Source organism: Acinetobacter sp. YH12027, assembly GCF_013420085.1.
Classification (GTDB): Bacteria; Pseudomonadota; Gammaproteobacteria; order Pseudomonadales; family Moraxellaceae; genus Acinetobacter; species Acinetobacter amyesii.
Map to the genome: position 1 here is coordinate 41,313 of NZ_VOYW01000011.1, position 23,742 is coordinate 65,054.

Annotated in this window: 24 protein-coding genes; 4 read left to right on the forward strand and 20 right to left on the reverse strand. The window is 41.7% G+C overall.

The features are described 5' to 3' along the window. Nucleotides 1-251: 251 nt before the first annotated feature. Nucleotides 252-1,403 (reverse strand): alanine racemase, encoded by a 1,152-nt coding sequence (locus tag FTT94_RS05195; protein WP_180170339.1) that lies wholly within the window; start codon nucleotides 1,401-1,403, stop codon nucleotides 252-254. Nucleotides 1,404-1,460: 57 nt separating this feature from the next. Further along, on the reverse strand, nucleotides 1,461-2,741 hold the full coding sequence (locus FTT94_RS05200) for a D-arabinono-1,4-lactone oxidase (RefSeq protein ID WP_180170362.1): 1,281 nt from the start codon (nucleotides 2,739-2,741) through the stop codon (nucleotides 1,461-1,463). Nucleotides 2,742-3,276: 535 nt separating this feature from the next. On the opposite strand from FTT94_RS05200, the gene FTT94_RS05205 reads away from it, so the two are divergent. Continuing rightward, the gene (locus tag FTT94_RS05205; RefSeq protein WP_111884733.1) at nucleotides 3,277-4,917 is read left to right on the forward strand and encodes an acyl-CoA synthetase; all 1,641 of its coding nucleotides are present in this window, start codon (nucleotides 3,277-3,279) and stop codon (nucleotides 4,915-4,917) included. 176 nt (nucleotides 4,918-5,093) lie between these two features. On the opposite strand, the gene yjgA is transcribed toward FTT94_RS05205, so the two are convergent. The 9 genes from yjgA to mazG form a co-directional block, all read right to left on the reverse strand. Next, nucleotides 5,094-5,627 carry a ribosome biogenesis factor YjgA gene (yjgA, locus tag FTT94_RS05210; RefSeq protein ID WP_078189593.1) on the reverse strand — a complete coding sequence of 178 codons (534 nt, stop codon included), beginning with the start codon at nucleotides 5,625-5,627 and terminating at the stop codon, nucleotides 5,094-5,096. Nucleotides 5,628-5,629: 2 nt separating this feature from the next. Further along, nucleotides 5,630-5,899: an HPr family phosphocarrier protein gene (locus FTT94_RS05215; RefSeq protein ID WP_067763492.1), complete on the reverse strand. Its 270-nt coding sequence runs from the start codon at nucleotides 5,897-5,899 to the stop codon at nucleotides 5,630-5,632. After that, nucleotides 5,896-6,747: an RNase adapter RapZ gene (gene rapZ / locus FTT94_RS05220; RefSeq protein WP_078189595.1), complete on the reverse strand. Its 852-nt coding sequence runs from the start codon at nucleotides 6,745-6,747 to the stop codon at nucleotides 5,896-5,898. Before rapZ ends, FTT94_RS05215 begins: the two co-directional genes overlap by 4 nt. A gap of 22 nt (nucleotides 6,748-6,769) precedes the next feature. Further along, entirely contained in the window at nucleotides 6,770-7,618 is an 849-nt protein-coding gene (gene panC / locus FTT94_RS05225) for a pantoate--beta-alanine ligase (RefSeq protein WP_078192648.1), read from the reverse strand. A gap of 3 nt (nucleotides 7,619-7,621) precedes the next feature. Further along, complete coding sequence (panB, locus tag FTT94_RS05230; protein ID WP_180007226.1) at nucleotides 7,622-8,431, reverse strand: 3-methyl-2-oxobutanoate hydroxymethyltransferase; 810 nt, start codon at nucleotides 8,429-8,431, stop codon at nucleotides 7,622-7,624. A gap of 46 nt (nucleotides 8,432-8,477) precedes the next feature. After that, the gene (gene folK, locus FTT94_RS05235) at nucleotides 8,478-8,963 is read right to left on the reverse strand and encodes a 2-amino-4-hydroxy-6-hydroxymethyldihydropteridine diphosphokinase (protein WP_180005386.1); all 486 of its coding nucleotides are present in this window, start codon (nucleotides 8,961-8,963) and stop codon (nucleotides 8,478-8,480) included. After that, nucleotides 8,960-10,429 carry a polynucleotide adenylyltransferase PcnB gene (gene pcnB / locus FTT94_RS05240; protein WP_180170340.1) on the reverse strand — a complete coding sequence of 490 codons (1,470 nt, stop codon included), beginning with the start codon at nucleotides 10,427-10,429 and terminating at the stop codon, nucleotides 8,960-8,962. The genes folK and pcnB overlap by 4 nt, the downstream gene beginning before the upstream one ends. Nucleotides 10,430-10,563: 134 nt before the next feature. Next, nucleotides 10,564-10,995 (reverse strand): ComEA family DNA-binding protein, encoded by a 432-nt coding sequence (locus FTT94_RS05245; RefSeq protein ID WP_180170341.1) that lies wholly within the window; start codon nucleotides 10,993-10,995, stop codon nucleotides 10,564-10,566. Next, nucleotides 10,973-11,767, reverse strand: coding sequence for a nucleoside triphosphate pyrophosphohydrolase (gene mazG / locus FTT94_RS05250; RefSeq protein WP_180170342.1), 795 nt, complete (start codon nucleotides 11,765-11,767; stop codon nucleotides 10,973-10,975). The genes FTT94_RS05245 and mazG overlap by 23 nt, the downstream gene beginning before the upstream one ends. Nucleotides 11,768-11,871: 104 nt before the next feature. Here mazG and FTT94_RS05255 point away from each other — a divergent pair, with 104 nt between their 5' ends. Both FTT94_RS05255 and FTT94_RS05260 read left to right on the forward strand, forming a co-directional pair. Next, nucleotides 11,872-12,648, forward strand: coding sequence for an SDR family oxidoreductase (locus FTT94_RS05255; protein ID WP_180170343.1), 777 nt, complete (start codon nucleotides 11,872-11,874; stop codon nucleotides 12,646-12,648). A gap of 165 nt (nucleotides 12,649-12,813) precedes the next feature. Next, nucleotides 12,814-13,233 (forward strand): hypothetical protein, encoded by a 420-nt coding sequence (locus FTT94_RS05260; RefSeq protein ID WP_180007221.1) that lies wholly within the window; start codon nucleotides 12,814-12,816, stop codon nucleotides 13,231-13,233. 87 nt (nucleotides 13,234-13,320) lie between these two features. Here FTT94_RS05260 and FTT94_RS05265 read toward each other — a convergent pair whose 3' ends face one another. Beyond that, entirely contained in the window at nucleotides 13,321-13,962 is a 642-nt protein-coding gene (locus tag FTT94_RS05265) for a 4'-phosphopantetheinyl transferase superfamily protein (RefSeq protein WP_180170344.1), read from the reverse strand. 277 nt (nucleotides 13,963-14,239) lie between these two features. On the opposite strand from FTT94_RS05265, the gene FTT94_RS05270 reads away from it, so the two are divergent. After that, nucleotides 14,240-14,809 (forward strand): hypothetical protein, encoded by a 570-nt coding sequence (locus FTT94_RS05270; RefSeq protein WP_180170345.1) that lies wholly within the window; start codon nucleotides 14,240-14,242, stop codon nucleotides 14,807-14,809. A 74-nt stretch (nucleotides 14,810-14,883) separates the two neighbouring features. On the opposite strand, the gene der is transcribed toward FTT94_RS05270, so the two are convergent. From der to rlmN, 8 genes are all read right to left on the reverse strand, one after another. Next, nucleotides 14,884-16,293 carry a ribosome biogenesis GTPase Der gene (gene der, locus FTT94_RS05275; RefSeq protein WP_078189606.1) on the reverse strand — a complete coding sequence of 470 codons (1,410 nt, stop codon included), beginning with the start codon at nucleotides 16,291-16,293 and terminating at the stop codon, nucleotides 14,884-14,886. Nucleotides 16,294-16,466: 173 nt separating this feature from the next. After that, nucleotides 16,467-17,612 (reverse strand): outer membrane protein assembly factor BamB, encoded by a 1,146-nt coding sequence (bamB, locus tag FTT94_RS05280; protein WP_078192659.1) that lies wholly within the window; start codon nucleotides 17,610-17,612, stop codon nucleotides 16,467-16,469. Then, nucleotides 17,609-18,307: a tetratricopeptide repeat protein gene (locus tag FTT94_RS05285; RefSeq protein ID WP_078189608.1), complete on the reverse strand. Its 699-nt coding sequence runs from the start codon at nucleotides 18,305-18,307 to the stop codon at nucleotides 17,609-17,611. The genes bamB and FTT94_RS05285 overlap by 4 nt, the downstream gene beginning before the upstream one ends. A 30-nt stretch (nucleotides 18,308-18,337) precedes the next feature. Beyond that, nucleotides 18,338-19,633, reverse strand: coding sequence for a histidine--tRNA ligase (gene hisS, locus FTT94_RS05290; protein WP_180170346.1), 1,296 nt, complete (start codon nucleotides 19,631-19,633; stop codon nucleotides 18,338-18,340). Nucleotides 19,634-19,636: 3 nt separating this feature from the next. After that, complete coding sequence (gene ispG, locus FTT94_RS05295) at nucleotides 19,637-20,758, reverse strand: flavodoxin-dependent (E)-4-hydroxy-3-methylbut-2-enyl-diphosphate synthase (protein WP_180170347.1); 1,122 nt, start codon at nucleotides 20,756-20,758, stop codon at nucleotides 19,637-19,639. Between the two features lie 23 nt (nucleotides 20,759-20,781). Continuing rightward, nucleotides 20,782-21,576: a RodZ domain-containing protein gene (locus tag FTT94_RS05300; protein ID WP_078192662.1), complete on the reverse strand. Its 795-nt coding sequence runs from the start codon at nucleotides 21,574-21,576 to the stop codon at nucleotides 20,782-20,784. Continuing rightward, nucleotides 21,567-22,370 (reverse strand): type IV pilus biogenesis/stability protein PilW, encoded by an 804-nt coding sequence (pilW, locus tag FTT94_RS05305; protein ID WP_078189612.1) that lies wholly within the window; start codon nucleotides 22,368-22,370, stop codon nucleotides 21,567-21,569. Before pilW ends, FTT94_RS05300 begins: the two co-directional genes overlap by 10 nt. Before the next feature lie 15 nt (nucleotides 22,371-22,385). Next, nucleotides 22,386-23,621 carry a 23S rRNA (adenine(2503)-C(2))-methyltransferase RlmN gene (gene rlmN, locus FTT94_RS05310; protein ID WP_078189613.1) on the reverse strand — a complete coding sequence of 412 codons (1,236 nt, stop codon included), beginning with the start codon at nucleotides 23,619-23,621 and terminating at the stop codon, nucleotides 22,386-22,388. Nucleotides 23,622-23,742: the final 121 nt, after the last annotated feature.

Genomic DNA, 23,742 nt, shown 5'->3' on the forward strand with positions numbered 1-23,742 from the left:
AAAGATAAAAACGGTGGATAAATAAAATTCGACCTAAATTTTACACGCCCTGCCAACTTTAATAAACCTCTAATCCCATGGAAGTTGATTTTTCTGCCTCCTTTTACAAGACTCCTGATAATTCAAGCAGATTTCAACTGAAATGCGCTTTATGCTGTCAACATAATAATCACGTTCTCATTCATAACTGATGTTACGCACGTAAAAAAAAATTGCGAAACAATTGAACCAAAGAACGTAAGGACGCTTTTTTATTCTCTGAATGTCTCTAAGGCGATCAATTGATCTGATTGATACAACCAAAGCTGTGCAAATTGAGGGATGATCATTTCACTCTGGGTAGGGCGTAAAAAAATATAATCATCTACATCTATGCTGCTTGTCTGCGGAATTTGCACAAGTTCCTGATTACTACTTCGACCATATAATGCATGGGGCTGACTGCCTTGAGGATAAACATAGTCCCCTCGCCAATAGCCTCCATAAATAAACACAGCCTGAGATTTTGCCCAACGACTGAGCCATTCTAACTGTGGTAATTCTGTCCTTGGCAACACTTTTAACACGGGTGTGGCGATCCACAAGGCACTTTGGAAAGCGTGTAAATTTTTCAGTTCAAAATCTGCAGGTTTTAATAACATCGAGCCAAACGAGACTTCGTTACAGACACTCTGCTGACAATGAAAACTAAAACTAGGACTACCACCACCATTCCAACAGGTGTATTCATCACATAAGGTTGGGTAGCGCTGTTGTACATAAGCTTTGAATTGTTGATAACTTTGCTGGGACTGTTGATAAGTCTGTTCAGCAGATTGGATCAGCCGTGGAATCTTCGCCACATGTGCGTCATAGCCCATCAATCCTGAAAATTTTAAATGTTGGGGATGTTGAACGATTACATCCAAAACAGCCTTTAGCTCATTGATCGTTTTCAGGCCTCCACGGTGTAGCCCCACATCGATTTCAATATTGATGCGTAGACACAGTTGATGCTGCTCAGCAAATTTGAGGTATTGGGCTAAACGCTGTTCACTATCAATCAGCCATTGCACTTGCGATTGCGTTGCCTGCAAAAATGCCTTGTCTGCATGGTTTAAGGCCTGAATCGGCATCGGTTTTCCAAACAACACATCGGCTTGCGGAATCGATTCAAAAAGTGTTTTTAGATGTGCAAAATGAAATAGCATGAAACGCTGTGTCTTGAGCTGTGTAGCACAGTGTTGAAGCACTGCCATACACGCCAAGGATTTCACCACCAAACGCGTATGTAGATTTTGTGGTATTTGCTGCTGAGTGACCACCAAGTTGTGATTTAATGCATCAACATCCACGATTAACTGGGGCATCCCCGTACCATTTTGTTTTAACAGCGTATTCAACTGTTGAAAATATACATCCATGCCATCCCCTTTTTCATATCGTTCAATTGGTCTTCAACGTTTAACTTTCCACGATGCTTATTCAATCAGTAATTGCTGTAGCTCTGGACTGAGCCACTTTTGCTTCGGATCTAATTCTTGTCGAATATTAAAAAAATCCTGCCACTTGGGGTACACATTTTGAAGCTGCCGTGCATTTAGACTATGCAATTTCCCCCAATGCGGACGCCCGCCATATTTAAAAAATATCGGCTCCACGAGCTTAAAGATGGCGTGATAATCTTGCTTATAGAACTGATGCACCGAAATTGAGGCCGAATCTTGCTGATAAAACGGACTGAGCCAAATATCATCGCCTTGTACAAGCCGATACTCTAGCGGAAAAAACATCGGCACCTTATGACGTCGAAGGGTATGCAAAATTTCATCTAAACAATTCATCCCGTGTTGCAACGGAATCTGGTATTCCATCTCATTAAATTTGGTATTTCGTGCAGAAGGAAAAATTCGACTTGACCAGTCTACGTTCATCGAAGGTTTGACAAAAACACCCAATAATTTTTGTAACCATGGATTCAGTGGTGGAAAAATTCGCGTCAATTCTGCACAAAATTTGAGTAATACGTCGTCATCTAACCACTGTTCTTTCCGCGGTTGAAGGTTATCTTCCGTCTCATCTAAGGTTTTTAAAATAACCTGATCGGCATGACTAAATGCCCAGAACTCAATATGTCGATGTTCATATTGCCATTGCTGCATATTCTGCAAGACATCTTTCAGCGGACATAATCGCGTTTGTTCTTTGAGTTTATACATCGGCCGATTTTGCAGCTGTACATGCGTCAGCACGCCTAAACTCCCGAGTGAAACACGCCCTGCTTGGAAAATTTCGCTGTTCTGTTCAGCACTGCATTGTATTAATTCGCCCTGCGCGGTTAATAATTCGAAACCCGTAACCAGCGCCGATAAACACGGTAATTCGAGTCCGGTACCATGTGTTCCTGTTGCGATAGCCCCAGCCAAACTTTGACGATCAATATCTCCTTGATTAATCAGTGCTTGATCAAAAGACGCAAGCTTCTCACCCAAATCAAATAATCGTGTGCCAGCTTGGACGGTACTTTGGCAGCGTTCAGCATCGATATCTAGAATGCCTTTGAGATGATCTAAACTTACTAAGGTATCTGTGGTTTTTGCCAAAGGGCTAAATGAGTGCCCTGCGCCAACCATACGAATCTTAGGATGGGATTGCACCACATCCATTAATTGCTCAAGATTTTGCGGTTGTATAAATGACTTCGGGATCGACTTCTGAACACCTGACCAATTTTCCCATGCAATGTCGTGTTGAATTGTCATATTCATCCTTGTCGCCATACTTTTTATTGTATTTAGCCGTATTGTTTTATTTTTGATTTCCGCTTTTGCAATGTTAATGCACAAGCCATCTTGATTTTTTACTTAGATTATACGAAGTTCTGTATCTTCTCAAATTTAAGTTTATTGTTATAAAACAGCAAATAAGCCACGATCAATTAAAGAGAAAATAATTCATCTATATAGCCACAAAGACTATTCAAGGCGCTCTACATTATTCGTTAAGCGTCATTCAAACCGAACCAATAAAAAAGATCACACACGGAAATATCTGCCAAATAAGTATAAAAAACCAACAACACCTATATATTTTTCAACTAAATTATTTATGCTAAAAAATCAATTTTGAGAACCACAGGGTTCATTTTCGTCAGACTATTGTTTTTATTTTATTCAATTTCAATCACTTAAAAATTTAGTGTAAATACTCGACTAAAGCATAAATGCAGAGAAGCTACGGACTGAATTATTGTTAAGTCAGATTTAAAACAAATATACATGGACTTGGAGTACCACGATGGTTAGCGCATACGATGAATTGCCACGGACCCCGGCAAATTTTGTGGCACTTTCGCCTCTACGTTATTTAGAGCGTGCAGCCTATATTTATCCTGATCAGGATGCCATTATCCACGGCAATCGTCATATTTCATGGCGCCAAACGTATAACCGCTGTCGTCAATTTGCACATCAGTTGCAACAATTAGGCATTGGCAAAAACGACACCGTGTCTGTGTTATTACCGAACGTTCCGGCTATGGTTGAAGCACACTTTGCCGTACCGATGGCGGGTGCAGTATTGAATACGCTAAATACACGCCTTGATGCAAAAACTATTGCCTTCATGCTGGAACATGCAGAAACCAAAGTCCTGTTGGTTGACCCTGAATTTGCTCAAGTTGCCACCGAAGCTTTGGCTTTGATCGATCAAGACATTTATGTCATTGATGTTGCAGATGCTGAATTTGAAGGTACAGCACAACCGATTGGACAAATCGAATTTGAAGACTGGTTGGCGCAAGGCGATGCCAACTTTGAATGGCACTTACCTCAAGATGAATGGGATGCGATTAGTTTAAGCTATACCTCGGGCACGACAGGGAATCCAAAAGGCGTGGTGTATCATCACCGCGGCGCATATATCAATGCAGCGAGTAACATCATTGCTTGCGGCATGACGCCACGTGCAACGTATCTGTGGACGCTTCCTCTATTCCACTGTAATGGCTGGTGCTTTGCTTGGACAATGGCAGCCAATGGCGGAACCAATATTTGTCTACGTAAAATTGACCCTGAACTGATTTTCAAATTGATTGCAGAACACAAAGTAGATTATTTCTGCGGTGCGCCAATCGTACTTTCAATGATGATCAATACGCCTGAAGAGAAAAAAGCGCAATTTGACCATCGCGTTGAAGTGATGGTTGCTGGTGCAGCGCCACCTGCTGCGATTATTGAAGGGATGCGTAATATTGGTATTAATGTCACACATGTCTATGGTTTGACTGAAACATATGGTCCATCAGCACTTTGCGCATCGCAAGCTGGTTGGTCTGATCTTTCCATTCAAGAACAAGCACAGTTGCATTCTCGCCAAGGTGTGCCATACCCGCTACAAGATGGCATGAAAGTCATTGATCCTGAAACCATGTTACCTGTTCCGCATGATGGCCAGACCATGGGTGAAATCATGTTCCGTGGCAACATCGTAATGAAAGGCTATTTGAAAAACCCAGAAGCAACGGCTGAAGCCTTTGCCGGTGGCTGGTTCCATACCGGCGACTTAGCCGTCTGCCAACCTGACGGTTATGCCAAAATTACTGACCGCTCTAAAGATGTGATCATTTCAGGGGGTGAAAACATTTCATCGCTCGAAGTAGAAGAAATTCTATATCAGCACCCTGCTGTACTGACAGCTGCAGTGGTTGCAAAACCTGACCCTCGTTGGCAAGAAGTGCCTTGTGCCTTTATTGAATTAAAAGCAGGTAAAGAAGCAACGCCTGAAGAACTGATCGAATTCTGTAAGCAACATCTTGCACGTTTCAAAGTACCTAAAGATGTAGTGATTACCGAAATTCCAAAAACTTCAACTGGTAAACTTCAGAAATTCGTTCTCCGTGAATGGGCTAAAGAGCGCGCTGTTGGTGAATTTGGTTAATATTCAAACTCAAAAGCCAAGCTTGAATGTTGAAAAATTCAAGCCAAAAAAAGCGACCTAATCAGGTCGCTTTTTTTGATGTGAAGTCTATAACTTCACGTTTTGCTTCAATGATCAGATCATGTTGAATTATCTGATCATTGAGCTATCTAAGTACCTGGTTATCTAATCATGCATTAGTTATCAGATAATAAAGCCACTTGTTGAATGTAGTTAAACAATTTCAACTTTGACGCAGTCAGTTCTTCTTCGCTTACATTTTTTGCTATATCACGTTGAATACGCAAAATATGCTGACGAATAGGATGATGTTCAGCAGCATTATGTGCTTTCATGAACTCTTTAATGACGGGATCACCTTGGGCAATCATACGTTCAGTCCAGCGTTGAAGCTGCGCTGTTTTTTTCGCACCTTGCTGCGGGGTTAAGTAAGATAAAATCATGGTTTCATCTTCATTACGCAGTAATTTACCTACACGTTGAAACTGACGGCGTCGCGCTTCATGTGAAGTAATGGTTTGTGCATCAAGTAGTGCTTCGATCAGACGCTCTTCTACAGGAAGATTTTTAATCTGTTTAGGATTCAGTTTTGCAAGTTCCTCGCCCAAAGCAGCCATACGTTGTACAGCTTTCTTTTGCTCAGTTTTACTTGCACGTCCTTCTAAGGATTCAAAGTCTTCTTCGGTATAGCGGTTCGGTCGACGTGCCACGTTTAATCTGCCTCGTAAAATTTTGCTGCAAACAGTGCTTGAATTTCAGACAAAGCTTTTTCTTCATCTGCACCTTCAATCACTAAGCGTAAAGTTGTGCCCTTGCCTGCGCCAAGCATCAGCAAAGACATAATATTTTTGGCATCTACTAATTTTCCACCCTTACCAATTTGAATCGACGAGCGAAATTTGGTCGTGACTTCGATTAGCTTGCCAGATGCACGCGCATGTAAACCCAGTTTATTAATTACGTCAACAGTTGTGTCGATCATGACCAGTGCTTCATTTCTCTATGTAGAACCTGAATAGACCATTTTGCCTCAAGTGCTTTTTTTAGTCTATCTACGATATATACCGAACGGTGTTGCCCACCTGTACACCCGATCGACACCGTCATGTAATGACGATGCCCTTCGGCAAATGCCGGCAGCCATTTATCCAAAAAATTATAAATATCTTGGAACATTTCATTGGTTTGTTCACTTTGTTGTAAAAACTGACGAACTGGCTCATCTAATCCTGAATACTTACGCAATTCCATATCCCAGTGTGGATTGGGCAAATGACGGACGTCAAAAACATAATCTGCATCGAGTGGAATACCATGCTTATAGCCAAAAGACTGTAAGATCAAAATTAAATTATCTGCCTGTCCGAGTTTAGACAGCAAGGTATGTTTTAAATCATGTACGCTCTTATCAGTAGTATCAATATGTACTGTCGAGCGTAATTGAATCGGCAACAGTAAAGATTTTTCTTCCTGTATGCACTCATTTAAACTTTTGAAACGACTTGCCAACGGATGGGGACGTCGAGATGAACTGAATCGCGCAATCAATTCCTGATCACGCGTGGTCAAATAAATAATATCGACTGAGCCATGGCGTTGTAGCTGTTGAAAAACCAAATCGAACTCTTGTAAATCTGCACGTGTACTGCGGACATCCACACCCAGTGCCAATTGTTCAAGATTATTTTCTGAATCGAGTTTTTCAACAATTTCGGGGAGTAAGGCCAATGGCAAATTATCGATACAGTAATAGCCCAAATCCTCAAGTATCTGTAATGCAGATGACTTTCCAGATCCAGATTGTCCTGTAACAATTAAAATGCGCTTCATCGCTTGCTACCCCATAGCCGTTTTAAACTGCAGTATATTTAACCTGCATATTATCAATAAGACGTGTTGCGCCTAATTTAGCCGCAATAAACAACACCACGTCTTGATCAAATTCTTCAATTTTCTGTAATTCAGGTGTACGTGCTTCAACATAGTCCACAACAAAACCCGCCGCTGTCAATGTTGCTTTAATATTCGCTAACACATCTGCAAGTTGAGTTCCAGCATGTAATTCTGCCTCAGCCGTTTTCAAGCTTTGGTAAATCGTTGGTGCAATCGCACGATTTTCCGCACTTAAATAACCATTGCGTGAACTCAATGCCAAACCATCTTCAGCACGAGTAATCGGCACACCAATCACTTCTAGTGGAATATTTAAGTCACGTACAAACTGACGAATCACTGCAAGTTGCTGGTAATCTTTTTGCCCAAAGAATGCAAAATTCGGTTGAACAATATTAAAGAGTTTTGTCACAACAACAGCAACACCGTCAAAATGACCCGGACGCTGTTCGCCACACAAATCATTGGTAATGCCGCCCACGCTAATATTGGTTAAGCGCGGTTTGTTGCCATACATTTGTTCAACAGTCGGTGCAAACACGATGTCACAACCCACTTCAGCCAATAAGTGCTGATCTTGTTCCAAAGTGCGTGGATAGTTGTCAAAGTCTTCATTTGGACCAAACTGAATTGGGTTAACGAAAATACTCACCACCACGACATCACACAGTTTACGTGCTTCACGAACTAAATTGAGGTGACCTTCATGCAAGTTCCCCATCGTTGGTACAAAACCAATGATTTTACGCGCAGCACGTGCTGGATTTAGCGATGCACTTAAACCTTGAATCGTTGTTTCAGTTTTCATGTCTTACAGCTCAATTTGGAATGTATGTTCTTTGGCAGGGAAGCTACCATCTAGTACGGCAGCATGATACGCCTTAAACGCATCCACAATTGCCGTTTCCCCTGCTTGCTCTTTCATAAAGTTGCGAACAAATTTCGCCACGTGACTAAACGTCAGTCCCAGCATATCTTGTTGAACCAAGACTTGAGCATCCGTTTCTGCACCGGCACCGATCCCAATCACAGGTGTATTTGGGAACAATTCACTAATTTCTTTACCCACTTGGGCAGGAACACATTCCAAAAGTAAAAGTGCTGCACCTGCATCAACCACAGCTTTACAGTCTGCAATGAGTTGATCCGCAGTTTCGCGTGTACGTGCTTGCACTTTATAACCGCCAAACACATGAACCGATTGCGGAGTTAACCCTAAATGCACACACACTGGAATACCATTACGAGTCAATACTTCAACTGTTTCTGACAACCATGCACCACCTTCCAATTTGACCATCTGCGCGCCTGCTTGCATTACGGTCTTTGAATTCACCAAAGCATCATTCAAAGTGGCATAGGTCATAAATGGCAAATCTGTCAGAATAAACGCATGCTTATTGCCACGACGCACTGCCGCAGTGTGATATGCCATATCTTCAACAGTGACAGGTAAGGTTGAGTCATTACCTTGAATGGTCATCCCCAATGAATCACCAATCAGAATACTATCGACTTCAGCAACTTCCATTGCTTTTGCCATGCTCGCATCATAGCAAGTCAAGCAGGAGAATTTGCGGCCTTCCGCTTTAAATTTTTTCAAGTCACTTAGACTAATCATTTCAATATTCCTCAGATGACGGCTTTCTCAAGTGGTCATACAAAAATTAAAGATGGGCCCAGTTTCCTGCATCCAATACAGTTAAATTTGGATTATTCAAAATAGGTAAATCTTTTAATGGTTGTCCTTTAATCTGTAGATTCTCATCTAAATCCAATAAAGGTTTCAACACAAAATCACGTTCTAAAACACCAACATGAGGCACCGTTAAACGTTCATTTTGAATGTGCTGTTCACCGTAAATCAGTAAATCTAAATCCAGTGTACGCTCGCCCCAATGGCGTAGGCGTACACGCCCCGACTCTTGTTCAAAGCGTTGTAATTCATCCAACAAGGCTAAAGGTGCTAGATCAGTTTCTAATGCAACCGCTGCATTTAAATAATTCGGCTGATCTTGTGGCCCCATTGGTGGGCTTTGATACAGTTGTGAGACTTTTACAGTACCGAGTGTCGCAAGTTTATGCACCGCTTCACTGAGGATCTGCAGGGAATCACCTAAATTACTGCCTAAACCAATATATGTCAGCGTCATTGTGTTGGCCCAAAAATAACCTGAGTCAGATCTCGTTTCACACGTTTACGTTTTAAAATCGGATGATCTGCACCAATTTCACCACTGGCTGACGCTGCAACAATTGATACTGTCGCTGGACTGTTGGCATGTGATTTAGGCTTACGTTGACGGCGACTTCTGCTTTCTGGTTCATTCACAAGTGGTTCAATTTCAACTTGCTGATGTGCAGAAGTTTTCGTTTCCACATCTTCATGCGCCGCTTTACGACGACTCTTGGCACGTTGACGATTGTATTGGCTAATTGCCCGTTCTTTTTCGTCAGTGCTCATCTGCTGATAAGCATCCCACCACTGGCCCATACCTTGCGTGCTTGTATCACCCGATTTTTCACGCAGCAGCAAGAAGTCAAAGCCTGCACGGAAACGTGCATGACCTGAAAGTGCTTCAATTTGCTGTGGTTTTGGATTCAGCAAACGGGTTTGCATTTCCCAAACTTCACGAATAAATGTTTCGGCAAAGCGAGGAATAATGGTTCGTGTAGCCTGACGTTTCAATACATCTAAGCCTGCTTGAGCACGCGCTTCAGCAGGAACAACACCTTTATTTAAATAGAACGTACAACGCTCTTGGAACGGAATCCACAATAACACAGCATAGAAAAATGCAGGGTTAATGGTTTTCCCAATCGAAATACGTTGATCGGTATTTTTTGCAGCCAACTCAATAAATGGGGTTACGACTGGTTTGATATCTGCAAATAATTGATACCAAATACCAAAATCGATCAGCATCGGTAAGACGCGATTGAGATGCCCCATAGTAAAGAGTTTTTGTGACTCATCGTATAAACGATGTGGAGACACATCACGCAGCAATTGAGTAAGTTCTGGAGTAAAGACATCCAGAATTTTTTGATCAATATTAAAGTTTAATTTGGCTGCAAAACGTAAAGTCCGAAGCATCCGCACAGGATCTTCTTCAAAACGTAATTGTGGATCACCCAATAAACGCAACGTTTTATGCTTAATGTCATCTACTGCATGACAAAAATCTAGCACTTCACCTTTGCGTGGTTGGTAATACATTGCATTGATCGAGAAGTCACGACGTGCAAAGTCTTGCTCAATCGTACCCCAATTATTATCACGTAAAATCATGCCCGCAGCAGAAGTCACGGCTTTTTTAGGCGGCGCACGGAAGGTCGCAACTTCGATCAGTTCACGTCCTGAGTAGACATGCGCCAGCTCAAAACGACGACCAATAATTCGGCAACGTCGCCCGAAGACTTCTTTCACCTGAGCTGGTGTCGCATTAGTTACGGCATCAAAATCTTTAGGTGCATGCCCCAACATTAGGTCGCGGACACTGCCACCCACGATATAAGCTTCATAGCCTGCCTTAGTTAAGGCATCAATCACATCTAAAATGGAAGAAGGTAATTGTGTGGTTGATAAACCACATTTGGACGCGCGCAAAGTTTGCAAAAGACGCTGTCTCCTACGTCTGAACGTAAAATTCTTAAGATGTCGCTAATGATATCTCTAACACAATCAAAGGGCAATTTGATTATCTCGATGCTCAAGCTGAGCTTAACCTAATTCTTTTTTTTACACTTCACTTAAAGTGCCAATTTTGCTTTATTTTTAGCAAACAGCGCAGGACCGATTCCCTTAACCTGTTGAATATCATCAATGCTTTTAAATAAGCCATTACTTTTGCGATATTGCACAATTGCTTCTGCTTTTTTCTGACCAATTCCATGCAATGTCTGCAGTTCATCGACTGAGGCTGTATTTAAACGTACCTGATCTGTTCGACTATTTTGTTGGGTGCTGGGTCGTGACAAATAATAGTTGGCATTGCTCGGTGCAGTTGCCACTTTGGACTTCGAGGCCTCAGATTGCTTTTTTAATTGCTGATCTTGAGCTTGCTGCATGGCTTTCCATTCCGCGTAGCCCGAAGGGCTTTGAGCATAAGTCAAATTTGCCATTAAACTCAAAACCAAGACAAGTAATTGTGTAGAGTATTTATTCTTTAGGATGTGGTACATATTCAGCCTGTTGTTTTAATTGTTGTTTTGCCTGTTCCCATAACTGATCCATTTCAGTCAGGGACAAGTCTTCTACATGTTTTTGTTGTAATGTGGCCTGTGCTTCAATATAAGCAAAACGGCTTCTAAATTTATGAATGGTACTTAACAGTGCCATCTCACTTGAGATGCCAATCTTACGTCCAACATTCACTAGAGAAAATAAGCAATCACCAAATTCATCAAATATTTCGTCGGATTTTTTGCCTGCTAAGGCCTCTTTTAACTCCCCTAGCTCTTCCTCAAGCTTGCCATAAGCCCCTTCAATATCTGGAAAATCAAAGCCAATTTTCGCCACATTTTTTTGGATTTCATCTGCTTGGCTTAATGCAGGAGCATGTTTAACCTCATCTAATCTTGATGCTAATTTCCCTCCTTTTTCTTGTTGTTTAATCTGTTTCCATAGTGTTGCCACATCATCCGCATTGAGTGCTGAGAACTGCTCTGCCTGAAACACATGGGGATGACGGCGAATTAATTTATCTGTAATGGCTTGCACCACATCTTGAAAATCAAATGCGCCTTGTTCGCTATACATCTGCGACTGAAAAACCACTTGTAGTAATAAATCCCCCAGTTCATCTCGTACATCATCACTCTGACCTGAACGAACTGCCGCTTCAACTTCATAGGCTTCTTCGATGGCATAACGAGTCAAACTTTCTGGGGTTTGCTTTTGATCCCATGGACATTTTTCACGTAATTCTTTCATCACTGCTAATAATTGTTCCATGTGAACTCCAGCTATTTACTCATCAGTACATTGTTTCGATTACAGAATTTGATATGCTCAAAATTCACTCAAGGAATGAGCAACTCAATTCAGGGAAGCATAACATGCAAAGTATTTTTATTAGCGGTGCAGGACAAGGGATTGGCGCAGCAATTGCACGACTGTTCATACAACAAGGCTATAAAGTTGGGCTCTACGACATTAACCAATCTCAAGTTACCTCCTTAGCTGCCGAACTCAGTAGCCATGCCAAAGCTGGACATTTAGATGTAACACAACCAGAGCAATGGCAAAGCGCTTTAGCTGAATTTGTTGCATGGGCAGGTCAGCTGAATATCTTAGTCAATAATGCCGGAATTCTGTATTCAGGTAGCTTTGAACATACGGAACTGTCTGCACACCACCGTACGATTGATATCAATGTCAAAGGGGTGATAAACGGTTGCTATGCGGCATTTCCCTATTTAAAACAAAGCAATTTTGCTCGTGTGATTAACCTCTCTTCAGCTTCAGCAATTTATGGACAAGCTGATTTAGCCAGCTATGCCACATCTAAATTTGCTGTACGTGGGTTCACTGAAAGCTTGGATATTGAATGGCAAAAATACAATATTCGCGTTTTAGATGTGATGCCTTTATTTGTTCAAACCGCGATGGTGCAAGACATGGATGCCCAAAGCATTAAGAAAATGGGCATCAATCTTCAACCGAGCGATGTCGCTCAGCAAATTTATGCCTTGGTACAAAAAAAGGATACGGTCTTAATGGCCACACATACACCTGTGGGGATGAAAGCTAAATTTTTGTTTAATTTATCGAAGTTTAGCCCGCAATTTGTCAACCGCTTAAGTAATATTTGGATTGCACAAAAACCCAAATAGCAACGTGTTACTAATCATTTAATTTTGCAATCATATTTGTACGCAAATTACACAAACTTACACAATTGTCACATTTTAACAGGACAAAATTCCTTTTTTTGAATAATATTCACCCGCCCATTACTTTCGGGCGTTTATTTTCTAACAATAAAAGTGAATTATTTCATGAAAAAATTACTTGTCCTTGCAACTGTTACTTCTATTTCAATTTCTGCTTTTGCTACAACTCAATTCGCATCTTCAGAATTAAAAGCGATGGATTGTGCAACTCTTGCTGTTGAAAAAGCGAATGCTAAGCGCTCTTTAGAAGCTGCTGACAAAAACATTGCAAACATCCAAGCATCTGCTCAAGCGCCAGGCAAATCATTGAGCAAATTTGCTGGTTTAGCGGGTGGAGCACTTGCTGCTTTCGGTGGTAACTCTGAAAAAGCTGCTCGTGCAGGCAACATTGCAAACAGCTTGGCTGGTGAGCAAGATACTTCAGAAGCAGGTAATCTTGAACTTCAACAAGCGAACAAATCTGCTGCTCAAGCAAACATCGACAACATTGGTATCTACCAAGGTTCTAAAAAATGCAAAATCTAATCTAAAGCCAGTTTAGATTGATTTTCAAAAAAAGCCCTGTTCAGCCAGAACAGGGCTTTTTTCATGATGATTTTATTTCATACCGATTTATAAGACATTCAACTCAATATTAGGCAAATGAAAGCCTCGGCAAGATTGTTCACTTTGCCATGCCACCGTCAACATGACATGCGGTAGTTGAATATTCTGATAAGCAAAAGTGCCAATTGCTGGATGGCTACACATCCCACCATTGTGCTCAGGATGACACTGCGTATTCAGTTCATTCAGGTTCACTCGGATCCCTAAACCTGATGCTTTAAGTACCGCCTCTTTAGTGGTCCAAACTTTAAACCAAAAATCAGGATCATGCTCACAACTGTCCCAATTAAGCAATTCTTCGGGATGAAAGCTGTGTTGAGCCATCGCATCAAAACGAACTTTTCGATTTAAATCCTCAATATCCACACCAATATTGGCGATTTTTTCACTGCTGGCCAAAACATAATGCTGCTGGCTATGACTATGATTAAAATGAAAGTGTGGAAAATCAGGAAGAAAAGGCTTACCAAATGCAGACTTTGAAAAATCTGAATTTTCAACTGACCTATTTAGCCGCTGCGCAAGTAATTGATTGCGATATTGGTAAATGGCTTGTTTACGCACGGCAATTACCTCTTGACGACTCAAGCCATGCGGCTCCACAAAGAAGTCAGTAATTGCACTATATTCAAGCTGAATTTTCGCCATAAGTTGTTGATCCAATATCTTTTACACTACGTCCATGACGCTATATTTTATGCGACACTCCGACACAAAATACACCACATTACAGATGAGCGCATCGGTCCTTTGACTCGTCGAGATTTTAAAACTCAGTTTAAAAATATTTCTAACCACTTAAGAAATACTTAATATTATAAATATATTCAAATACTTAAGTATAATAAATATTTCAAATACATCTTCAATTAGATAAAATACTCTAGATTCTTATAACTTTAATTTAAAACTCGGGGTAAACCAGATGCTAAGAAAAATCACCTTAATCAGTTCACTTTGTGTCCTACCATGTTTCGCTCAAGCAGGTTTATTGGATGCAGCTGTTGCAGTGATGGGTGCCAAAAATGGCGCGATTATGGACCAAGCTGAAGCGCGTATGAATCAAAGCCGTCAAGAAGCTGCCAATGCCGTGGCTCAAGCAGACCGTGGCTATGCCTCAAATTTCAATCAAGCTAGCCAAACCAACAATAGTGTTTATAGTACCAGTTATTTAAAAACCTTAGATTGCACTGACCTGAGCGTTGAGCGTAAAACCTTTGAACGTACTTTAGAAGCATCGCAACTGGCATTAAGCCAAGCGTCTGCACAGCAAAATAATCAAGTTTCAAAATGGGCAGGTCTTGCTGGCAACGCGCTATCCGCATTTTCAGGTCAATCTGAAACAGCGGCGCGTATGGGACAATTTGCTACAGCTTTTTCTGGCAATAAAAATACACAACAGGATAGCAGCAGCGCACAGCAATCCATGGAAGTTGCTCAAGCCAACCTGGATAATATTGATATTTACCGCCAAGCTAAAAAGTGCAAAAACTAATTTCTACATCTTTTTAGATAAATAAAGTGAAAAAAAAGCCTGCATATCTGCAGGCTTTTTTTGTTCATCTAAACTTAGCGTTTGAATTTCTTTTCCGCTTTTTTGAACTTCTGAACATAACGACGTTTACGTGCCGCCGTACGCTCATCGATTTGCGACTTACGACCTTCAAATGGGTTATCAGAGGTTTTAAATTCAATTTTGACTGGCGTACCTTCAAGTTTATAAACTTTACGAAACACGTTTTCTAGGTAACGACGATAGTCATTTGGCGTTTTATCAACTTTGTTACCATGAATCACAATCGTCGGTGGATTTTGTCCGCCCATATGCGCATAACGCATTTTGATACGACGACCTTGAACCATTGGTGGTTGGTGCGCATCAGTTGCATCATTCAAGATCTGAGTGATTTTCGCAGGTGATACTTTCAAATGCGAAGAATCATAAGCACGGTGGATCGATGGATAAAGATCACCAACACCTGTACCGTGAAGTGCAGAAATTAAGTGAATTTTTGCCCATGGAATAAAGTCAAAACGACGTTCAACATCTAATTTACATTGTTTACGGTCGTAGTCAGACATGTTGTCCCATTTGTTGATGGCAATCACCATCGCACGGCCTGCTTCAAGCGCATAACCGATCAAATGCAAGTCTTGCTCAACGATCCCTTCACGTGCATCGACAACAATAACCACAACATGCGCATCTTTCATCGCTTGTAAAGTTTTCACAATCGAGAATTTCTCGATCATTTCGTCCACTTTACCTTTACGACGTACACCCGCAGTATCGATTAATGTGTATTTACGGCCATCACGTTCAAATGGGATATAAATCGAGTCACGTGTAGTACCTGGTTGGTCAAATGCAACCACACGGTCTTCACCCAACAAACGGTTCACTAGAGTCGATTTACCCACGTTTGGACGACCAATAATCGCTAAACGTAAGCCTGTGTCTTTATCGTGTTGTTCTTCACTTTCATCTTCAGGCACTTCAGCTAACACTTCTTCAAGCATTTGCTGAACACCACGACCATGGCTGGCAGCCACTTGAAGTGGTTCACCCATACCCAATTTGAAGAATTCAACTAAAGCTGCTTCGGCATGTACACCATCAACTTTGTTGGCAACAAGATAAACTTTTTTACCTAGCGTACGTAAGTCACGTGCAATTTGCTCATCAGATGCCAATAGGCCTGCGCGCGCATCGACCACGAAGACAATAATATCTGCTTCATTAATGGCAGTTTTTGACTGTTCTGCCATGTACGAGTCGATACCGCCCTCAGTTTCGCCAATACCCCCAGTATCAACGACGATAAAGGATTTATTTTGATAAGTCGCGTCACCATACTTACGGTCACGAGTCAGACCGGCAAAGTCAGCAACGAGAGCATCACGGCTCTTGGTTATCTGGTTAAACAACGTTGATTTTCCGACGTTCGGACGACCAATGAGCGCAATTACGGGTTTCATAGATTAACCTTTATTCCAGATCAGCCAGTTTGGTCTGGTCTGAACATCAGAAAGCTTAGGAAGAATGGAAATAGGATAAATGCCTAAAATAAATAAAAACACGGGGCATTGATGATTCAATCCCCCGCGTTAAAAATACGGTTTGGCTTATTTTAACATAAGCCGCAGAAAAATTAACGGTTCTGCCAAATGCTTAATGCACCCTTACGTGTCGACACATATAATTGGTTGTCAATTACACGTAGTGAACGTACTTCACCACTGGTTTTAGAACGACCAACCAACTCGCCTGTCGCTGGGTTGATTAAGTGAAGTACACCATCCAGATCACCAACCACAAGGTCTTGACCTAACATCACTGGGTTACTCAAATTACGATTAAGCAATTGGTCATTTTCCCACAATGTTTGACCAGTGGTAATTTCATAAGCCACAATTTTACCATCAGTTTGTGCCACAAAGACACCATTGCCCGCAACTTCAGGACGCTGAATGCTGCTCGCATCATTGCTCCAGATCACTTGTTGTGAGGCAAGATCAAGCGCTGTCACTTGGCCTTGATAACTGGTGGTAATTAAAAATTGACCTGCTACAGTCGGTTCACCGTCAATATCAATGAGACGTTGTACATCTGAACGACCGTCTGACACTGCAACACGACGCTGCATTTTCGGAATACCGCTCAATGCATCAATCACATAGATATAGGCATTTGAAGAAGCGATGAGAACATGACGTGCATCAAGTGATACCGGTGCTGCCATACCACGTAAACTAAATTGCACATTTGGCAAGTTATAGGTCCAAGTTTGTTGACCCGTTGCCACATCGTTTGCGTATACCGTACCATCGTTGGTGACTGAAATAACGCGACCTGCTTGAATCAACGACGGTGAAAGTAACGCGCCGGTTAATTGCGCCGTCCACTTTTGCTCACCTGTTGCCTGATCCAATGCAAATAATTGACCTTTTGCATTACCGACAACCACAATACCGTCAGCAGCTTCTACACCTGCAGTCAAACCTTGTTTAGAGATTTTCTTCTGCCATAAACGCTCTTTGCCTTTGTAGGCTTGAACTTCACCGTTAGGATTTACGCTAAAAACAACGCCGTTATCTGCATCCATACGTAAACGCAGTGGATCTGCTTCTTCAGTTGAAGCCACACTGTTTGAAAATACAGGTGCTAAAGTTTTTGCCTGTTCCAATTTTGGTAAAGGATTTGGTTTTACTTTTTCTACTTTTCCTTTATTTGCACAACCAGCCAAAGCAAGTGTTAAAACTGTCAGCGCACAGGTAATTTTGTATTTTCTATTCATTCAGTTGCTTCCACTTGTGTATCTATAATCGGACGTTCAATTTCAGGATCATCAACTAAAACGCCTACACTTTCGAGTTTAATTTGTAAAATTTGACGTTCTTCTTGTCGCTCAACCAAAGCATCCCATGCACTTTGATAAACTTTCTTTGCATTTTCGATATCATTTTTCGCAACATAGACATCGCCACGGGCTTCATCTGCAGTTGCTTGAAAAGCAGGTTCTTTAACCGCTTCTAAAGTTTTTAATGCTTCATCAAATTTCTTTTGTGCCAATTGTGCATACGCTAAACGTAATTTCACCAATTGAACTAAGCCCGCATCGTCAACTTTTGAATTTTCAACTTTTTTCAAAGCTTTTTCAGCGTTGGCATAATCCGCTTTATCATACGCCAATTTTGCCATAAGCAACTGAGTTTGGATGGCTTGTGGCGAATCTGGCGCTTCTTTTACAATTTTATCTGCAGTCGCAGAAAGTTGTGTAAAAGCGTCACCCGTCGCCGACTGAGCATCATCCATTAACTGCTGGACTTTGGCTGTTTGCATTTGCGATTCAGCCAAAGTTTTCTTCTGCCAGTATTCCCATCCGAAAAAGGCAATCAACGCAATTAAAATGCCGCTAACAATGGCAGAGCCATATTTTTTAGCAAACGATTTTAAATTATCAAGTTGTTCTTCTTCACTCAATGCGCTCATGAAATTACCTTTTTCCTTATGTTATAGGGATTATTTTGAAGAAATTTTTTCGATAATGAAGGCAACAAAGTCTGCCACATTCACTTCGTGTTGTTCTGCAATCGCTAGCTCTTTTACCAGCACTTGCCCTGCTGATTGCTCACGTTCACCGTAAATCACAGCAAATAAAGCACCCGATTGGTCAGCTTTTTTCATTTGCGATTTCATTGAACCTTGTGAACCAACTTTTAAGCGAATGTTGCTACCCGCCGCTTCAAGTTGATCACGAATTTGTTCAGCAAGGACCAATGCCTTACCTTGAGTTGCAGGATCTGAAACCAAGAATAGCTCACAGTCACGCACTGGGGTATTGTCTTCCACTTGTTCAAGTAGAAGAAGCAAACGCTCCATACCCATTGCAAAACCAACAGCAGGCACAGACTGGTCTGCTTTACCTTTAAGCTGACCGACTAAACCGTCATAACGACCACCAGCACATACCGTTCCTTGAGAACCTAAGTGTGTAGTTGTCCATTCAAAGACCGTTTTGTTGTAATAGTCGAGACCACGAACCAATTTTTGATTGATCACAAAACCAACACCAGCATCAGTCAAATACTGCTGCAATTGAGCAAAGTGAGCCAACGTTTCTTCACCCATAAAGTCGTGAAGTTTTGGCGCATTTTCCAAAATGCTTTGTGTTTTTGCATCTTTAGAATCCAAAATACGCAGTGGATTCGTAGTTAGACGACGCTGTGAATCTTCATCTAAGTCATTTTTATGCGACTCTAAAAATTCAACCAATGCCGCACGATAGGCAGCACGTTCATCAGACTCACCTAAAGTATTAAGTTCTAATTGAACTTTATCTGCAACGCCCATGCGTTTCCACAAACGCGCAGTCATTAAAATCAATTCTGCATCTTGATCTGGTGTTGCAACACCAAAGGTTTCTACGCCAAATTGATGAAACTGACGGTAGCGACCTTTTTGTGGTTTTTCATAGCGGAACATTGGGCCGACATACCATACACGCGGTGTAGCACCACGAAGTAAGTTATGTTCAAGCATTGCACGTACACACCCTGCTGTTCCTTCTGGACGCAAAGTCAAAGACTCAGGCGGATTACCTTTGTCTAAGAATGTGTACATTTCTTTTTCAACGATATCCGTTGCATCACCAATAGAACGTTTGAACAGATGAGTCTGCTCCACAATCGGCAAGCGAATTTGCTGATAACCATAAGCATCCATCAGGCTAGATAGATGCTGTTCTAGACGTCTCCATGCAGGACTTTGCGTAGGGAGAATGTCATTAAAACCTTTGATTGCGACGATTGAACTCATGATCTACTCAGAAAAACTTGTGCGAATAATCTCTTTAGCTTTAGCGTCTTCAAGATCGCTAACACGTTGACGAACCATCGCTTCGATTTCGTCAACCAACTGATTTGTGTCAATTAAATGGCTCTTTTCGCCATTACGATACACCAGTGAACGCGGACTTGCACCTACTACACCAATATCGGCTTCTTTGGCTTCACCCGGACCATTCACTTTACAACCAATCACCGATACATCCATTGGGGTACGAATATCTTCTAAACGCTCTTCCAATGTTTGCATGACTTTGATGACATTAAACTCTTGGCGCGAACAACTTGGGCATGCAATAAAGTTAATGCCGTTTGAACGTAAGCCCAATGATTTTAAAATATCAAAGCCAATTTTGATTTCTTCTTCAGGCTCTGCGGCCAATGAAATACGCATGGTGTCACCAATGCCTTCCATCAACAAACCGCCTAAAGCGATAGCAGATTTGACTGAACCCGTGCGGTAGACACCTGCTTCAGTCACACCTAAGTGTAATGGGTTATCAATTTGTGCAGAAAGTAATCGGTAAGCATCCATCGTCAGAAAGACATTGGATGCTTTGACTGACACTTTAAATTCATGGAAATTTAAACGGTCTAAAATATCAATATGGCGCATTGCAGATTCAAGCAAAGCCTGACCTGTAGGCTCACCATATTTCTTTTGAATATCTTTTTCCAGTGAGCCTGCATTGACACCAATACGCATTGAAATGTCATTGTGCTTCGCTGCCGCAACCACTTCACGAATTTTGGCTTCAGAACCAATATTACCCGGGTTAATACGCAAACAATCTGCACCAAGGTCTGCAACACGTAAAGCAATTTTATAATCAAAGTGAATATCGGCAACCAGTGGCACTTGCACACGTTTACGAATTTCACCAAAAGCTTCAGCAGCTTCCATACTCGGTACAGAAACACGCATGATGTCCGCACCGACGTCTACACAGCGCTGAATCTGTACCACGGTCGCTTCGACATCACAGGTTTCAGTATTGGTCATACTTTGGATGCTAATCGGCGCATCACCACCGACATACACCGAACCTACTTTAATTTTACGCGTTGGACGGCGCTTAATTGGATTTTCAATCATTGTTCAGTCTGCTCTGTTGTCCCTTAACGTGATAAACGGAAATCTGCTTTGCCGTTTACGGTATATGGTGACAATGAAATATTTTCATTATTTAAGCTTAATGACACTGCTGTTGCATCATCCAAACGAATTTGGAATGGTGTTTCACCGTTTAAGTTGAGCGTCGATGCTTGACGACCTGTCGCCAACACCTTACCCGTCGAATCAACAATATGTACTGAAGTCGGGCTACTAAAGGTCAATGTCAATTGATCGCCACTGACCGCTGCATTTCCGCCATTCATGTCGAGGACTTGAACTTCTGAAGCGACATCATTGGTCACAGCGTCTTCATTATCGCTGCCTGAGGTCATGCCCTGAATCGCTGCCACGATCGCACCAATGACCAACAACACCGCCAATGCAATCAGACCCCGTTTGATCCATTTACGATTACGGTCACGATTAGAACCGGGTAATTTACCCATTATTTTAATCGGTGAATTGTTTAACGCGTGATTTGGCAACAATCCCGTATCGTTGGCATAAATATCATCAAAACGTTGAATGATATTGGTTGCATCAACTTTTAAATATTTGGCATAAGTGCGGTAGTAACCTTTAATAAAGGTCGCTTCAGGCAATGACTTATAATCATCTTGCTCAAGTGCAGTCAGTGTTTTTAATGGAATATTGAGTTCTGATGCGACAGCTTCAAGTTCCAGTTTTTGCGTAATACGTACTTGACGTAAATACTCACCTGGGCGTTGTACATTTCCTAATGCATTTGGAGCTACGCTCGAACCATTCGATTGCGGTGAATTAGGATTTACTTCCATACGGCCTCAGTACTGTACTGTAATTGCAAATAGCGTTGGTATTCAGGACTTTCTGGGAACAAAGCACGTAACTGGTTAACCAGTACTTGCATACCCAAATTGTCGCCATTGGCACGCGCTGTTCGAATGCCAATCCAGAGTGCACGCGCACCCTGATTTTTTTGTCCTACTGCACGTACAAATTGTTCATACATTTGTGTGGCAGCAGGGAACTGCTGATTCAAATAAAAGATTTCAGACAACTCTAACATTGAAACATAGGAATCACGATTAGCCTGCAAAGCTTGTTTGAATGATTTTTCAGCATTCGCCACATCACCCACTTTCAGGTAAATTCGACCTAAATTTTCCAATGCTTTGAAACGTTGATCATAACCTAAAGTTGAACCTGCGATGCTGAACTGTTCAATCGCATCATTATAACGCTCAACTTGGTATAAATACGTACCGTAGTTGTTACGTGCTTGAGAATTTTTTGAGTCTGCTGAAATTGCACGCTTAAAATAACTATCTGCTTTTTCTAAGTTGGCTGGACTGCCTTCTCGTTGTAGTAAGACACCCATCATCATATTGGCTTGGGAATCGCGAGAATCCACCTCTAAAGCCTGATCTAATGCACGTTTAGCAGAGTCCAAATCCCCTGCTTTCAAGTGTTCAACAGCCAATTGCGTTCTGATTTTTACGGCTTTCTCTGGGTCTTTTTTCCCAATCTCAGGCGTTTGACATGCTGTTAATGCCAAAACCGATGCACATAAAGCTGAAACGAAAGTGAACTTATACGTTAACTTTTTCAATTGGCTGCCTCTTTATTATCCTTGTGAGCGCAGTATCTCATTTTGCTGCGCAACTTTCTTTTTCCATTGCTCCGCACGACGAGTACGGTCAGCAACTTGCCCCACGAGTTGTCCACACGCAGCGTCGATATCATCACCACGTGTCTGACGAATCGTACACACAAAACCGGCATCAGACAAAGTTTTTTGGAAAGAAATAATACGGTTACGGCTTGAACGACCGTATGGCGCATGCGGGAACGGGTTAAACGGAATTAAATTAATTTTGCTTGGTAGGTTTTTCAACAGCTTTAACATTTGCTGTGCATGTTCAGGATGGTCATTTACACCATCTAACATCACGTATTCGATGGTCACGTGTTTACGCGAACTTTCATTGCCATCTTTGGCGATATAACGCTGACACGCTGCAATCAACTGTTCCAACGGATATTTTTTATTGATCGGAACAAGTTCGTTACGTAGTTCATCATTTGGCGCATGGAGTGAAATTGCCAAGGCTACATCAATGTCTTGTGCCAATTGGTCAATTTTAGGCACTACACCTGAGGTTGATAAAGTCACACGACGCTTCGACATACCATACGCAAAGTCATCCAACATGATACGCATTGAATTCAATACAGCATCATAGTTCAACAGTGGCTCACCCATGCCCATCATCACCACATTGGTCACTGAACGCTCACGATCAGCAACTGGCACATCTTCCATATAAGAGAAGTTTGCCATCCACAGCTGTCCAATAATTTCAGCTTGGCTCAAGTCACGTTGGAAGCCTTGTTTCCCGGTTGAACAGAATGAACAGTCCAGAGCACAGCCCACTTGTGACGAAATACACAAAGTCTTACGTGCGCCGGTTTTATCTTCTGCAGGAATCAGTACAGTTTCAACCAATGAACCTGCACCATCACCTACACGGAACACCCATTTACGAGTACCGTCTTTTGAATAATTTTTATGCACCACTTCAGGCGCTTTAATTTCACAAATCTTTTCTAGTTTTTCACGCAATTTACCAGAAATATTGGTCATTTCAGCAAAATCAGTCACGAAGAACTGATGAATCCATTTCATCACCTGCCCAGCACGGAACTTTTTCTCCCCCATTTCTTCGAAGAATTTTTCCATTTGCGGACGTGACATGCCCAGTAAATTCACTTTCTCCACAGTATTTTGCTGCGTCGGAGCGGATGGAGATTGTTGCTGTGCATCAGAAACAGCTGATGTAGCGACTACTTCAGTACTCATGTGTAATTACCTAAACCATGTCTAAAGATCAAAGGAGATGCTCAGTATTTGAGCGAAGAATTATTCAGAGAATAAAAAAACCAGACAAGCAGTATACCACTTATCTGGTTCGAATACTTCG

Excerpts from the sequence above, each read along its gene's own strand:
- FTT94_RS05195 (WP_180170339.1), bottom strand. The coding sequence starts at position 1,403 with ATGGATGTATATTTTCAACAGTTGAATACGCTGTTAAAACAAAATGGT.
- FTT94_RS05200 (WP_180170362.1), bottom strand. The coding sequence starts at position 2,741 with ATGACAATTCAACACGACATTGCATGGGAAAATTGGTCAGGTGTTCAG.
- FTT94_RS05205 (WP_111884733.1), top strand. The coding sequence starts at position 3,277 with ATGGTTAGCGCATACGATGAATTGCCACGGACCCCGGCAAATTTTGTG.
- FTT94_RS05215 (WP_067763492.1), bottom strand. The coding sequence starts at position 5,899 with ATGATCGACACAACTGTTGACGTAATTAATAAACTGGGTTTACATGCG.
- rapZ (WP_078189595.1), bottom strand. The coding sequence starts at position 6,747 with ATGAAGCGCATTTTAATTGTTACAGGACAATCTGGATCTGGAAAGTCA.
- panC (WP_078192648.1), bottom strand. The coding sequence starts at position 7,618 with ATGAAAACTGAAACAACGATTCAAGGTTTAAGTGCATCGCTAAATCCA.
- panB (WP_180007226.1), bottom strand. The coding sequence starts at position 8,431 with ATGATTAGTCTAAGTGACTTGAAAAAATTTAAAGCGGAAGGCCGCAAA.
- folK (WP_180005386.1), bottom strand. The coding sequence starts at position 8,963 with ATGACGCTGACATATATTGGTTTAGGCAGTAATTTAGGTGATTCCCTG.
- FTT94_RS05245 (WP_180170341.1), bottom strand. The coding sequence starts at position 10,995 with ATGTACCACATCCTAAAGAATAAATACTCTACACAATTACTTGTCTTG.
- mazG (WP_180170342.1), bottom strand. The coding sequence starts at position 11,767 with ATGGAACAATTATTAGCAGTGATGAAAGAATTACGTGAAAAATGTCCA.
- FTT94_RS05255 (WP_180170343.1), top strand. The coding sequence starts at position 11,872 with ATGCAAAGTATTTTTATTAGCGGTGCAGGACAAGGGATTGGCGCAGCA.
- FTT94_RS05260 (WP_180007221.1), top strand. The coding sequence starts at position 12,814 with ATGAAAAAATTACTTGTCCTTGCAACTGTTACTTCTATTTCAATTTCT.
- FTT94_RS05265 (WP_180170344.1), bottom strand. The coding sequence starts at position 13,962 with ATGGCGAAAATTCAGCTTGAATATAGTGCAATTACTGACTTCTTTGTG.
- FTT94_RS05270 (WP_180170345.1), top strand. The coding sequence starts at position 14,240 with ATGCTAAGAAAAATCACCTTAATCAGTTCACTTTGTGTCCTACCATGT.
- der (WP_078189606.1), bottom strand. The coding sequence starts at position 16,293 with ATGAAACCCGTAATTGCGCTCATTGGTCGTCCGAACGTCGGAAAATCA.
- bamB (WP_078192659.1), bottom strand. The coding sequence starts at position 17,612 with ATGAATAGAAAATACAAAATTACCTGTGCGCTGACAGTTTTAACACTT.
- FTT94_RS05285 (WP_078189608.1), bottom strand. The coding sequence starts at position 18,307 with ATGAGCGCATTGAGTGAAGAAGAACAACTTGATAATTTAAAATCGTTT.
- hisS (WP_180170346.1), bottom strand. The coding sequence starts at position 19,633 with ATGAGTTCAATCGTCGCAATCAAAGGTTTTAATGACATTCTCCCTACG.
- ispG (WP_180170347.1), bottom strand. The coding sequence starts at position 20,758 with ATGATTGAAAATCCAATTAAGCGCCGTCCAACGCGTAAAATTAAAGTA.
- FTT94_RS05300 (WP_078192662.1), bottom strand. The coding sequence starts at position 21,576 with ATGGAAGTAAATCCTAATTCACCGCAATCGAATGGTTCGAGCGTAGCT.
- rlmN (WP_078189613.1), bottom strand. The coding sequence starts at position 23,621 with ATGAGTACTGAAGTAGTCGCTACATCAGCTGTTTCTGATGCACAGCAA.